Below are 11,983 nucleotides of genomic sequence, written 5' to 3'. Positions count from 1 at the left end.
GTGCGTCGGTCGGCGCGCGGGAGGAACGACGAAGCCCCCGGTGTGAACCGGGGGCTTCTGCGGTGGGCGATACCAGACTCGAACTGATGACCTCTTCCGTGTGAAGGAAGCGCGCTACCAACTGCGCCAATCGCCCTCGTCCCGAACGGGACTCATCGATCGTACCGGATGCCGAGCGGTGCTTCGAACCACGACGGAAGACACGCGCGGGGCGCGCGCCGTTTTGCGCCCGCGCTCAGATCGGGTAATGTCTTACGAGTGCTCGGGGCAAGCCCCGGGAACAAAATGCGGATGTAGCGCAGTTGGTAGCGCACAACCTTGCCAAGGTTGGGGTCGCGAGTTCGAGTCTCGTCATCCGCTCGAGTGGAGGGATCTCCGTCAGGGAAACCGACGGACGATCACGACACGTGGGTCGAACCACACACGGTGGCGTGGCCGAGCGGCTAGGCACCGGCCTGCAAAGCCGTTTACACGGGTTCGAATCCCGTCGCCACCTCAACTCACAAGAAAACAGCCTGTATAGGCGCGATTGGCGCAGCGGTAGCGCGCTTCCCTGACACGGAAGAGGTCACTGGTTCGATCCCAGTATCGCGCACCACATGAAGCCCCCGGTTCGCCGGGGGCTTTTCTTGTTCGTCGGGCGCGCGTCGACTTCTACCTTCGACGATCGGGTCCTCTCGCGGTTCCGCGGCGAGATCTGGCGGCGCTGTGGCCCGTCTCTTCGGAGGGCGAGCTATCGAACCGCGGGGGGACGGCTCGTCGGCGTGACATCGCCTGAACCTCGATGCGGTGACTTCCGGCGATCACGCCCGTGAAGTGGTCGCCCCCGCCGCCAGAAAGGGGGGCTGCGGAGTGCCTGGCGGCGGGGACGAGACGACGCTAACCCATGTCCCCCAAAAGGGGGACACGAGTTGAGGATTCTTGCGGTGTCCTTGCGGTGATCTTGAGCTTGACCGGGGCTCCGCTCGGAGCGGGTAGCGTGACGACGCGACGGCCCGCCCGGGCCCGGAAAGGAGACGCCGTGACCGTCGAGCAGGAAGCGGGATCCCGCATCTTCACCCCGCCGGCAGGCCCGATCCGCGCTCACCGCGACGGCGCAGTGCTGCGAGCCCGCGGCATCCCGTATGCGCGCGCGGAGCGGTTCGCGCCGCCGATTCCGGTGGCGGACCGAGGTGCGGACGACGTGTTCGACGCGGCGACTCCCTCGCCCGCCGCACCGCAGTCGCCGGCGAACCTCGTCGAGGTGCTGGGGGATCAGACCGGGGGACTGCCGATGTCGGAAGACTGCCAGCGTGTGTCGCTCGCGATGCCCGCCGACCGCACGGACGCCGACGAGCCGCTGCCCGTCATGGTGTGGATCCACGGGGGTTCCTATGTCTCCGGCGCGGGCGACCTGCCCGTCTACGACCCGGCCGCTCTCGTCGCCGAGCAGAAGGTCGTCGTCGTCTCGGTGGCCTACCGGCTCGGGGTGCTCGGCTACCTCGGTGACGAGATGGCATCCGGTTCCGCTCCGCGCCCGGCGAACCTGGGACTGCTCGACCAGCTCGCCGCGCTCCGCTGGGTCGCACGCAACATCGCCGCGTTCGGCGGCGACCCGCGGCGCGTCACCGTCTTCGGTCAGTCGGCCGGAGCCGACGCCGTCCTCCATCTGATGGCCACCGATGACGCCGCATCGCTGTTCTCGCGTGCCATCGTGCAGAGCGCACCGCTCGCGACGATGCGCGGCCGCGCGCGGATGACCGCCGCGATGAGCGCGGTGACCCGCTCGCTCACGGCCACCAGCTCCCTCGACGAGGTCCTGCGCGCGCAAGCCGCCGCCACCGCGGCTGCGCGCCGATACGGCCGGACCGCGCTCATGCCGTTCGCTCCGCAACCCGGTTCGGCGCCCCTGCCCGCCGAGGCCGAGGTGCGCCGACGATGGCTCGGCACGGCTCCGAAGATCCCGCTGCTCATCGGCGCGACCGCGAACGAGACCCGGCTCTTCCTGCCGCACCTGCCGGCGCTGCGACGGCTCTCGAGAAGGCCCGCCGTCGAGCGGGCCGTGGCTTCACTCCTCGACGTCGCGCTCACGCGTTTCGTATACGGCTCCCCGGCGAGACGCCTGACCCGCGCATACCGCCGAGCGGGAGGGACCGCCGTGCACTACGTGTTCCGCTGGCGGGCGAAGGGCAGCGTCTACCGCTCCTCCCACGCGATCGAGGTGCCGTTCGTCTTCGGCACCGAGGCCCTCGCGGCCGGGTTCGCGCCCTACCGCGGTGCGCCGCGAGCTGAGCTCGACGCCGTCGGGGTGCGGATGCGCCGGGTGTGGGGCGGCTTTGCGCACGGACGGCTCGAGGACCTGGCATCCGTTCCGGGGGTCGTCTCGATCGACGCGGGAGTAGGCCCGCGTGGCGGGCGCAAGCGGCGGCGGGTGACCGGGACGCGGCGGTAGCGTGACCCGCATGAGCGTCCCCGACACCCACTGGCGAGCGATCGCCGACTCCTCGTTCGTGCTCTTCGGCACGTATCGTCGCAACGGTGCGCTGGTGGCCGTGCCGGTTTGGATCGCCCGAGACGGCGACGACTTGGTCGTCACGAGCGAGCGCGTGACCGGGAAGGTGAAGCGGCTGCGCAACGATCCGCGCGTGACCCTGCAGCCGTGCAGCCGGATGGGCACGGTCGAACCGGATGCCATCTCCGTCGAGGCCCGAGGCCGCATCGCCGGTCCGGTCGTCGACGACCCGCGCGCCGACGCAGCGCTGCGTCGGAAGTACGGATGGCAGTACCGGGCGATCACCGGCTTCGAGGCGCTCGTACGTCGCCTGCAGCGCAAGCCCGGCGATCGCGTCATCCTGCGCGTTTCTCGAGACGCCTGACGACGTCGCAGCACCTATCGCGAACCCGACCACCGCCGCAAGGGGGTGTCGCGGGCGTCGTGTCACAGGAGACCGTGTAGGGGAGACAGCGGTCGGCCCCCTCGGCTGCGCGTCGACTTCTCGCCTGGAGATGCGCTCAGCGGTGGGGACCGGACCACCGGGAGTCAGCATGGGCAAGTTCATCTACGACGGCAACATCAAGATCGACTTCGAAGACCGGTTGCTCGCGCACCTGCAGGCGGTCATCATGGCCAAGGTCCGGCGCGGCGAAAGCTTCCCGTTCTCCTGGAAGGACGACATCAGCACCGGTGGCGGGCGGACGACCGTGTACATCCACCCGCACGTGTCGCTGGTCTTCAAGTACCACGGCAGCCGGACGCCGCAGATCAGCCCCGCCTGGCTGCACGCGCTGACGTTCAACGCCAACTCCGGGAGGGGTCTCTACGTCGTCCCGGAGCCGGACGAGTTCGCGCCGCGGGAGACGCCGCATCGCGAAGAGATGGTGTTCCGCGAGGTCCCCGCCCATCAAGCGCCGGAGTCCGTGTCGAGCTGAGGGGGAATCCCCGGGTCGCACGAGGGGTTGTTGCCGGTATGAGCGACTGGACCGACGCCAAGCCCTTCTTCGAGACGAGCGCCGTCGCGCATCTCGCGACACTGTTGCGGGACGGCGCCCCTCACTCGATCCCGCTGTGGGTCGGCGTCGACGGCGAACGTCTCATGTTCTTCACCGAGGTCGACACCTTGAAGGACCGTAACCTCCGCCGCGACCCGCGTGTCGCCGTCTCGGTCACCGGAGCCGACAACCCCTACGCGATGGCCTTCGTGCGCGGAGAGGCCGTCGACCGCATCGACGGCGACGCGGCACTGCCCTACGTCGACCGCATCTCGACGCTGTACACCGGCGAGCCCTACGGCCTGCGCACGGGGTTGGCGGTGTGGTTCATCGAACCGCGGAAGGCTTGGGCGCGCACCTACGAAGACTGAGCGCGATCTCACAGCGCCAGCGGGATCACCCCGAGCAACAGGATCAGCGGGGCGATTACCGCGCCGAGCACGACGAATCGGCTCCAGCGCACCTCGATCCCGGCGGCCACGAGACGGTCGTGCCACAGAAGTGTCGCGAGCGAGGCCCACGGCGTCACGATGGGGCCGGCGTTCACCCCGACCAGCAGCGCCGCCAGGCGGGCGGGAGAACCGGCCACCGACTCCAGCGCCAGGTAAGCGGGCAAGTTGTTGATGCCGTTCGCGGCCACCGCCCCCACGCCCGCCAGCTGCCAGAGCGACACGAGATCGTCGCCACTGCCGGCCAGCACGGACGTCACCTGCCCGATCCCCAGCGCCTCGAGCGCGCCGACGGCGAGGAAGAGGCCGCCCGCGAACACGAGCAGCGACCACGGCACGAGACGGATGCCGAGAGCCGACGGCGCGCGCCACGCGAACGCGGCGAGGAGCACGACCGCGGCGGCGACCGCCGGCATCCACGGTTCGAGACCGATCACGAGCAGGGGGAGCAGCGCCACCGTGACGACGCCGGAGATGCGCAGCAGCACGCGGTCCGAGACGGCGGGGGCGGCGGCATCCGGGTACGTCTTCGGCAGGCGCCGCAGGAACACGAGGGTGAGCACGATCACCGACACGGCGATCGCGATGAGCGCCGAGGGCCCGAGCAGCGCGAGGAACGCGATCGGGTCGTGACCGCCCCCGAGCGCCTCGGAGGCGAGCAGGTTGGTGAGGTTCGACACGGGCAGGACGAGGGATGCCGTGTTCGCCAGCACCACCGTGACGAAGGCGAAAGGCAGCGGATCGAGCCGACGCGCGACGGCCATCGCCACCACGACGGGGGTGAGCAGCACCGCGGTGGTGTCGAGCGAGAGGAACGCGGTCGCGACCGTGGCGAGAGCCACTACGAGTACCCAGAGCAGCGCCGTCCGACCTCGCGCGAGCTTCGCCAGGCGCGCCGCGACGACGTCGAAAAGTCCCGCCTTGGATGCCAGCTCGGCGACGATCGTCACGGCGACGACGAACAGCAGGATCGGCCATACGCGGTCGGCGACGGCGAGGGCGTCGTCGGTGGGCAGGGCGCCGGTGAGCAGCGCGACGATCCCGAGGATCCAGAGCACGCCGCCGATGATGGCCAGAGTCACCGCTCCACTATGGGGCACGCCGGGTGCGTTCGAGGCCATGGCCGCCCGGTAGCCTGGAACGCGACCCTTCCAGGAGATGCGCTGTGACTGATTTTCCCGCCGATGGCTTCGCCCTCTTCCCCGACCGTTCGGTCGTCGCGCTGCGCGTGAACGGCGAGCTGAAAGACCTCGCCACGACCGTGACGGCCGACGACCAGGTCGAGCCGGTGACGATCGACAGCTCCGACGGCCTGTCGATCCTGCGTCACTCGACGGCGCACGTGCTCGCCCAGGCGGTCCAGCGGGTGAAGCCCCAGGCCAACCTGGGCATCGGCCCGCCCGTCACCGACGGCTTCTATTACGACTTCCAGGTCGACGAACCCTTCACCCCCGACGACCTGAAGGTCATCAAGAAGGAGATGGAGCGCATCGTCCGCGAGAACCAGCGGTTCGTCCGCCGGGTCGTCACCGACGACGAGGCCCGCGCCGAGCTCGCCGACGAGCCGTTCAAGCTCGAGCTCATCGGGCTCAAGGGTGGATCCGCCGAGGCGGCCGAGGGTGCGTCCGTCGAGGTCGGCGCCGGCGAGCTCACCATCTACGACAACGTCACCCGCGACGGCGAGACCGCGTGGAAAGACCTCTGCCGCGGACCCCACGTGCCGGGAACGCGCCTCATCGGCAACGGCTGGGACCTCACGCGCATCGCCGGCGCCTATTGGCGCGGCAGCGAGAAGAACCCGCAGCTGCAGCGCATCTACGGCACCGCGTGGCCCACGAAAGACGAGCTGCGCGCCTACCAGCACCGCCTCGAAGAGGCAGCGAAGCGCGACCACCGCAAGCTCGGCAAGGAGCTCGACCTGTTCTCGTTCCCCGACGAGATCGGCCCGGGGCTCTCGGTCTTCCACCCCAAGGGCGGCATCATCCGCTACGAGATCGAGCGCTACATGCGCGAGCGTCTGCTCGCCAGCGGTTACGAGGTCGTGAACACCCCGCACATCACCAAGGGCGACCTGTTCATGACCAGCGGCCACCTGCAGTGGTACGCCGACGGCATGTACCCCCCGATGGTGCTCGACGAGGTCGTGGATGCCGACGGGCACGTGTCGCGCGAGGGCCAGGAGTACTACCTGAAGCCCATGAACTGCCCCTTCCACAACCTGATCTTCCGCTCGCGCGGACGCAGCTACCGCGAGCTGCCGCTGCGTCTGAGCGAGTTCGGATCGGTCTACCGTTACGAGAAGAGCGGCACGCTCGCCGGTCTCACGCGCGTGCGCGGGATGACCCAGGACGACACGCACATCTACGTCACGGCCGACCAGGTCAAGGGAGAGCTGACCCATAGCCTCGACTTCGTGCTGCAGACGCTGCGCGACTACGGCCTCAACGACTTCTACCTCGAGCTGTCGACCAAGGAGGAGGGCAACCCGAAGTTCATCGGCGACGACGCCCTCTGGACCGAGGCGACCGACACGCTCCGCGAGGTCGCCGAGGCCTCCGGCCTCGAGCTCGTTCCCGACCCGGGCGGGGCGGCGTTCTACGGCCCCAAGATCTCGGTGCAGGCGCGCGACGCGATCGGCCGCACGTGGCAGATGTCGACCATCCAGCTCGACTTCAACCAGCCCGAGCGCTTCGAGCTCGAGTACACCGGTCCCGACGGTGAAAAGCACCGCCCCGTCATGATCCACCGCGCCCTCTTCGGCTCGGTCGAGCGCTTCTTCGCGATCCTGCTCGAGCACTACGCCGGGGCCTTCCCCGTGTGGCTCGCGCCCGTGCAGGTCGTGGCCGTGCCGGTCGCCGCCGAGTACGGCGACTACCTGCAGGGCATCGTCGCCGACCTGAAGGCCAAGGGCGTTCGCGCCGAGGCCGACCACAGCGACGACCGCATGCAGAAGAAGATCCGCACGCACACCACCCAGAAGGTGCCGCTCATGCTGATCGCCGGCGAGCAGGATCGGTCGAACGGCACGGTGTCGTTCCGCTTCCGAGACGGCACCCAGCTCAACGGCATCCCGGTCGATGAGGCCGTCGCGCGCATCACCGGCGCCATCTCGGCCCGCACGCTCGTCAACACCGCCGAGGATCTGGCGTGACGAACGATCCGGATGCCGTCGCCGGGGGCGCGACGCCCGAGTCCGGTCCGGCGCCCGCGGCTGCGGCATCCGGATGGGCGACGACCGACGCGGAGCTCGTCGACGCCATGACGCTCCCGGGGGTGCCGGACGAGTTCCAACGACTGTGGACCCCGCACCGGATGGCGTACATCTCGGCGGGCCGGGAGCCGATGGAGCAGAACTGCCCGTTCTGCGCCGCTCCGGAGAAGTCCGACGAAGACGGCCTGATCGTCGCGCGCGGCAAGACCGCCTACGTGCTGCTCAACCTGTTCCCGTACAACTCGGGCCACCTGCTCGTCTGCCCGTACCGCCACATCGCCACCTACGATCAGGCGACCGATGAGGAGGTCGCCGAGATCGGCGCACTGACGCAGCGGGGGATGCGGGTCCTGCGCGCCACGTCGCGCTGCGACGGATTCAACCTGGGCATGAACCAGGGGGCGATCGCCGGCGCGGGCGTGGATGCCCACCTGCACCAGCACATCGTGCCGCGCTGGGCCTCGGATGCGAACTTCTTCCCGATCATCGCGAAGACGAAGGCTCTTCCCCAGCTGCTGGGCGACGTCCGTCGGGTGGTCGCCGACGCCTGGGGCGCCTGAAAGCGCTCTCCGCGCCGATGGGAGCGCTCTCCGTCGAACCGGTTGCGTACGCGGTCTAGAAATCCCTTGACAGGGTCCTCGTCGTAACGCCATCATCGCGTCTAAGCGAAATGTGAGCGATAACAACGACGTTGACGCTTCGCGAGTGCCGCGTCCCCCCGACGGTCACCACAACCGCACCGACGGAAGCGTCCCGGTCACCCCACGACCCGGACGCGACGCTGGCGCGCGCCCTCCACCGGCCCCCGCCGGCTCGGTCGGCGCGCGTCGTTCCACCCCATCCGGACCAGCCCGCGGGCGGGTCCGGCAACGCGAAAGGCCCTCACATGTCTCGGACGACGATGTCCCGCCCGACAGGACGGGGACTGCGAGCGCTCGGTGCGCTCGTGGCATCCCTCGCCATCGGTTTCACCCTCTACGGTGCGGCCGTCCCCGCTACCGCCGCGCCGACGGCCCCCGTCGGCACCGGCACCAACCAGGAGATCCGCAACCAGCAGAACACCCTCTGCCTCGACGACTTCGACTTCAAGACGCAGCCCGGCGCGGAGGTGCGTCAGTGGACCTGCCTCGAGGGCCAGAACCAGCTGTGGGCGGTGACCGACCTCGGCAACGGCTACGCAGAGATCAAGAACAAGTACAGCAACCTCTGCCTCGACAACTTCAACTTCGCCACCGCTCCCGGCTCCGAGGTGCGGCAGTGGACCTGCCTGCGCAACGACGTCCAGCAGTGGCAGCTGACCGACGTCGGCGGCGGGTGGACCGAGATCAGGAACAAGTACAACAACCTCTGTCTGCAAAGCGTCGCGTCGCCGGTCGACGGGGGACTCCTGTCGCAGCAGGTCTGCAACAACACCGGCGTGCAGCGCTGGCGTCTCACCGACCCAAACGTGTCGAAGATGACGTACACGCTGTACAAGTCGGCGAACCCCTCGGCGGACGAGCTCGACGCCTACGCCCGGATCACGGATGCCATGGACCGGGCCCTCGCGCGGTACAACAGGTTCAACAACACCTGGCGCCACCTCAACGTGTACTACGCGCCGGGCGTGCCCACGGCGGAGGCCAACATCAACGGCGATCTCCGGTTCGGGTCGAACCGGTCCTACATGGTGGAGGGCACGGCGCTGCACGAGATCGCGCACACCGTCGGAGTGGGGACGGCGGGGCACTTCCAGAGCAAGTGCGACGCACAGGACTGGCCCTCGGCGCTCCCCCTGCTGAAGTCGTGGGACGGTCCCGATGCGCGCATCAACTGCGGTGGCACCCACATGTGGCCCTACGGCCTGAACTACTCCAGCGAGTTCAGCGAGACGGCGTTCGACCGCAACGTGCGTCTCATCCAGGCCATGCACCACGACGGGCTCTGAGTCCCCGGACCCCGGGATCGATCGTCGCCCGAGACGGTCGGTCCCGGGGTCTTTCCTCCCGCTGCGATGCGCGCCGCCGGGGCGCTCGCTAGCGTGGGGGGATGGACACCCGCACTCGCCCCCTGGTCCTGGCCGCCACCCTCGTCGCCGTGCTCCTCGGTACGACGGCGTGCATCCCCCTCCCGAGCCCCCTCGGCCCGGATGCGGAGCGGCTGCGGACCCTCGCTCCGACCGCCGCACCGACCGGGGCGGCGCCGTCCGACGGCGGGTCCTCGGATGCCGATGCTCTCGGCGACGCGTTCGCGGAGCGCGACCGGTTCTTCGAGGAGCAGCAGCTTCCTCGGGACGGTTCCCTTCTGGTCGCCGTCACACCGGCGCAGCAGGCCTTCATCGCGGCTCAGCGCGAGTACATCGAGAGCCAGGGTGCGACCTGGACCGCCCAGGAGGAGAGCGTCTCGCTCGCCCTCGCCGCCGACGCGTGCGAGACGGCGATCCTGAACGGTCACGACGTCGACGCCTCGACACTCGAGGCCCACGTGGCCACGTCGCCGCTGTTCGCCGCCCTCATCCCGGCCGACGCGGACGAGGCCACCCGCACCGCGATCGAGGGCAACCTCGCCAGCACGATGGTCTATGGTGCCGGCTTCCTCTGCCCCGACGACTCGGTCGACTGGCAGAGCGCCTATGCGGAGGTCTACGGCTACTGAGCCGCCGGGTCGCGCCTCAGCGCACCTGGCGCACCGCGAACTGCAGGCGAGGGTTCGCGTACGCCTCCTGCGACTCGATGAGGCGCAGTTCGCGCGAGCCGGAGTCGTAGGTATTGGACAGCAGGTCGAAGACGCTCGACGCCGTGCGCGCGAGGGCATCGGCGGGATCGCCCGAGCGGCGGTAGTGCGCGGTGAAGAGCGCGGCGGTCACATCGCCCGAGCCGTTCGCCTTCATGGGGATGAGGGGCGTCTGCACGATCCAGGCGCCGGCATCGTCGACGACCATCATCTCGATCGTGTCGGCGTCGCGGTCGGGACGCTCGACGCTGGTGACGAGGATCGTGCGCGGTCCGCGGTCGCGGAGCGCGTCCGCCGAGTCGAGGGTCGAGTCGATGCTGCCCGGCTCCGTGCCGGTGAGGAACCCGAGCTCGAACTGGTTGGGCGTGAGGATGTCGGCCACCGGCACCACGCGCTCGCGCAGGAGCTCGGGGATCGCCGGGGCCACGAAGCAGCCCGACTTGGCGTTGCCCATGACCGGGTCGCAGGCGTAGACGGCATCCGGGTTCGCCTTCTTCACCCGCGCGACGGTGTCGATGATCACGTCGGCGATGCCCTCGCCGCCCTGGTAGCCCGAGAGTACGACGTCGATCTCGGGGAAGACGCCTCGCTCCTCGATGCCGGTGATGACCGCCGCCACGTCGTCAGGGGAGATGAGCGGACCGCGCCAGGCGCCGTAGCCGGTGTGGTTCGAGAAGTTCACCGTGTAGACGGGGAGGACCTCGACGCCGATGCGCTGGAGCGGGAAGACGGCGGCGGAGTTGCCGACGTGACCATACGCGACGGCGGACTGGATCGAGAGAACCTTCATGCCTCGATCCTTCCACCTCGGGCACCCGGTCGGGATGCGCCGGAGGCCGCGGCCAGGTCGTCGGCCAGGGCGCGGGCCGAGTCGGCATCCAGGTCGTGCACGGTGAGGCGCAGGAACGAGCCTGTGCGCTCGGGGGTCAGGAAGAACGGGTCGCCCTCGCGCACCAACCACCCCCGACGCATGAGGTCCTCGCGCACGCCCGAGGCGGGCACGGGGAGCGGCACCCACAGGTTCAGGCCGTCACCCGGGACGGTCGGCAGTCCGCGGTCGGTCAGAGCCGCCGCGAAGGCCGCGTTGCGGGCCGCGTAGTGTTCCGCGGCGCCTTCGATGTCGGCGCGGACCGCGGGGTCGGTGACGAGCGCGAGGGTGAGGCGCTGGAGGATGTGACTGACCCACGTCGTGCCCGGGGTGAGGCGCACGGCGAGACCGTCGGCGGTGTCGGCATCGGATGCCACGAGCGCGAGGCACGTGTCGGGTCCGAGGAACTTCGACATCGACCGGATGCGCGCCCACCGTCTCTGCTCCGGTCCGATCACGGAGTGCAGGGGGGCGCGGGAGAGGAGCGAGAAGTGGTCGTCCTCGATCACGAGGACGTAAGGGTGCGCGGCGAGGACCTCGCGCAGCGCCGCGGCGCGCTCCGCGGTGAGGCTCGCGCCCGTGGGGTTGTGCGCGCGGGGGGTGCACACGACGGCCCGGACCCCCGCCTCGATCGCGGCACGGAGGCCGTCGACGGTCATGCCCTCGGCGTCCACCTCGACGGGGACCGCGCGGTACCCGCCGGTGCGGACGGTGTGCAGAGCGGACAGGAAGCAGGGATCCTCCAGGGCGACCGCATCGTCGCGTTGCAGGGCCTGCGCGAGCAGGCGCTCGATCGAGTCGCTCGCGCCACTGGTGACCGTGATGCGGACGTCGTCCTGGGGCAGCTGCTCGGTCATCCAGGTGCGCGCCCACGCCTCGAGACCCGGGTCGATCACCGGCTCGCCGTACAGCACGGGCCGCGCTGATCGGGCCAGGGCGGCGGTGGGGTCGGGGATCCGCGCGGGGTCGGGGTTGCCGGTGCCCACGTCGCGCAGCACCGTGTCGGGGGCGTAGCCCTCCTGGGCGACCGTCGTCCGATCGGCGACGCGCGTGCCGCTGCGACCGCGCGCCTCGACGAGGCCCGCTTGGGCGAGCTGGCGATAGGCCGCCACGACGGTGTTGCGGTTGACGCCCAGATCGGCCGCGACGGCGCGCACGGACGGCAGCAGGGTGCCGGGGGAGAGCTCGCCGCGCTCGATCCGCGTGCGCAGGTCGGCGGCGATCTCGGAGGCCGAACGGCCGGTGATGTCGATGCTCATGAGCCCCCTCGGTTCA

11 protein-coding genes and 4 tRNA genes are annotated in these 11,983 nt (G+C 69.9%); 11 read left to right on the top strand and 4 right to left on the bottom strand.

Going from position 1 to position 11,983, the window contains the following annotated elements:
• Nucleotides 1–63: 63 nt before the first annotated feature.
• Nucleotides 64–136 (bottom strand) — tRNA-Val (locus Q9R20_RS14300).
• 151 nt (nucleotides 137–287) lie between these two features.
• Between Q9R20_RS14300 and Q9R20_RS14295 the strand changes: the two genes are divergently transcribed.
• The 7 genes from Q9R20_RS14295 (at nucleotide 288) to Q9R20_RS14265 (ending at nucleotide 3,839) form a co-directional block, all read left to right on the top strand.
• Nucleotides 288–360 (top strand) — tRNA-Gly (locus Q9R20_RS14295).
• 65 nt (nucleotides 361–425) lie between these two features.
• Nucleotides 426–496, top strand: a tRNA-Cys gene (locus Q9R20_RS14290).
• A gap of 27 nt (nucleotides 497–523) precedes the next feature.
• Nucleotides 524–598: transfer RNA gene (locus Q9R20_RS14285), tRNA-Val, on the top strand.
• Nucleotides 599–1,021: 423 nt separating this feature from the next.
• Nucleotides 1,022–2,431, top strand: coding sequence for a carboxylesterase family protein (locus Q9R20_RS14280; RefSeq protein WP_311249957.1), 1,410 nt, complete (start codon nucleotides 1,022–1,024; stop codon nucleotides 2,429–2,431).
• Between the two features lie 10 nt (nucleotides 2,432–2,441).
• Nucleotides 2,442–2,855, top strand: a complete 414-nt coding sequence (locus tag Q9R20_RS14275; protein WP_311249956.1) for a PPOX class F420-dependent oxidoreductase — start codon at nucleotides 2,442–2,444, stop codon at nucleotides 2,853–2,855.
• Nucleotides 2,856–3,024: 169 nt separating this feature from the next.
• Nucleotides 3,025–3,408 (top strand): ATP-dependent DNA ligase, encoded by a 384-nt coding sequence (locus tag Q9R20_RS14270; protein WP_311249955.1) that lies wholly within the window; start codon nucleotides 3,025–3,027, stop codon nucleotides 3,406–3,408.
• Between the two features lie 38 nt (nucleotides 3,409–3,446).
• On the top strand, nucleotides 3,447–3,839 hold the full coding sequence (locus Q9R20_RS14265) for a TIGR03618 family F420-dependent PPOX class oxidoreductase (protein WP_311249954.1): 393 nt from the start codon (nucleotides 3,447–3,449) through the stop codon (nucleotides 3,837–3,839).
• Between the two features lie 8 nt (nucleotides 3,840–3,847).
• On the opposite strand, the gene Q9R20_RS14260 is transcribed toward Q9R20_RS14265, so the two are convergent.
• Nucleotides 3,848–4,999 (bottom strand): SLC13 family permease, encoded by a 1,152-nt coding sequence (locus Q9R20_RS14260; RefSeq protein ID WP_311249953.1) that lies wholly within the window; start codon nucleotides 4,997–4,999, stop codon nucleotides 3,848–3,850.
• A gap of 83 nt (nucleotides 5,000–5,082) precedes the next feature.
• Here Q9R20_RS14260 and thrS point away from each other — a divergent pair, with 83 nt between their 5' ends.
• From thrS to Q9R20_RS14240, 4 genes are all read left to right on the top strand, one after another.
• On the top strand, nucleotides 5,083–7,068 hold the full coding sequence (gene thrS / locus Q9R20_RS14255; RefSeq protein WP_311249952.1) for a threonine--tRNA ligase: 1,986 nt from the start codon (nucleotides 5,083–5,085) through the stop codon (nucleotides 7,066–7,068).
• A gap of 107 nt (nucleotides 7,069–7,175) precedes the next feature.
• Nucleotides 7,176–7,688, top strand: coding sequence for an HIT domain-containing protein (locus Q9R20_RS14250; RefSeq protein ID WP_311250076.1), 513 nt, complete (start codon nucleotides 7,176–7,178; stop codon nucleotides 7,686–7,688).
• A 341-nt stretch (nucleotides 7,689–8,029) separates the two neighbouring features.
• Nucleotides 8,030–9,055 carry an RICIN domain-containing protein gene (locus tag Q9R20_RS14245; RefSeq protein ID WP_311249951.1) on the top strand — a complete coding sequence of 342 codons (1,026 nt, stop codon included), beginning with the start codon at nucleotides 8,030–8,032 and terminating at the stop codon, nucleotides 9,053–9,055.
• A 101-nt stretch (nucleotides 9,056–9,156) separates the two neighbouring features.
• The gene (locus Q9R20_RS14240; RefSeq protein WP_311249950.1) at nucleotides 9,157–9,762 is read left to right on the top strand and encodes a hypothetical protein; all 606 of its coding nucleotides are present in this window, start codon (nucleotides 9,157–9,159) and stop codon (nucleotides 9,760–9,762) included.
• A 16-nt stretch (nucleotides 9,763–9,778) separates the two neighbouring features.
• Here Q9R20_RS14240 and pdxY read toward each other — a convergent pair whose 3' ends face one another.
• Together pdxY and Q9R20_RS14230 are read right to left on the bottom strand one after the other, a co-directional pair.
• A complete protein-coding gene (gene pdxY / locus Q9R20_RS14235) occupies nucleotides 9,779–10,630 on the bottom strand; it encodes a pyridoxal kinase PdxY (protein WP_311249949.1) in 852 nt (283 codons plus the stop codon).
• Entirely contained in the window at nucleotides 10,627–11,967 is a 1,341-nt protein-coding gene (locus Q9R20_RS14230) for an aminotransferase class I/II-fold pyridoxal phosphate-dependent enzyme (RefSeq protein ID WP_311249948.1), read from the bottom strand. Before Q9R20_RS14230 ends, pdxY begins: the two co-directional genes overlap by 4 nt.
• Nucleotides 11,968–11,983: the final 16 nt, after the last annotated feature.

The sequence above is a fragment of the Microbacterium sp. PRF11 genome, assembly GCF_031844085.1.
Taxonomy (GTDB): domain Bacteria; phylum Actinomycetota; class Actinomycetes; order Actinomycetales; family Microbacteriaceae; genus Microbacterium.
The sequence above is the reverse complement of the archived record's forward strand: the minus strand, read 5'-3'. Positions and strand labels throughout refer to the sequence as shown.

What these genes read in the sequence shown, in the direction of transcription:
- Q9R20_RS14275 (WP_311249956.1), top strand. Translation starts at nt 2,442, where the DNA reads ATGAGCGTCCCCGACACCCACTGGCGAGCGATCGCCGACTCCTCGTTC.
- Q9R20_RS14270 (WP_311249955.1), top strand. Translation starts at nt 3,025, where the DNA reads ATGGGCAAGTTCATCTACGACGGCAACATCAAGATCGACTTCGAAGAC.
- Q9R20_RS14265 (WP_311249954.1), top strand. Translation starts at nt 3,447, where the DNA reads ATGAGCGACTGGACCGACGCCAAGCCCTTCTTCGAGACGAGCGCCGTC.
- Q9R20_RS14250 (WP_311250076.1), top strand. Translation starts at nt 7,176, where the DNA reads ATGACGCTCCCGGGGGTGCCGGACGAGTTCCAACGACTGTGGACCCCG.
- Q9R20_RS14245 (WP_311249951.1), top strand. Translation starts at nt 8,030, where the DNA reads ATGTCCCGCCCGACAGGACGGGGACTGCGAGCGCTCGGTGCGCTCGTG.
- Q9R20_RS14240 (WP_311249950.1), top strand. Translation starts at nt 9,157, where the DNA reads ATGGACACCCGCACTCGCCCCCTGGTCCTGGCCGCCACCCTCGTCGCC.
- pdxY (WP_311249949.1), bottom strand. Translation starts at nt 10,630, where the DNA reads ATGAAGGTTCTCTCGATCCAGTCCGCCGTCGCGTATGGTCACGTCGGC.
- Q9R20_RS14230 (WP_311249948.1), bottom strand. Translation starts at nt 11,967, where the DNA reads ATGAGCATCGACATCACCGGCCGTTCGGCCTCCGAGATCGCCGCCGAC.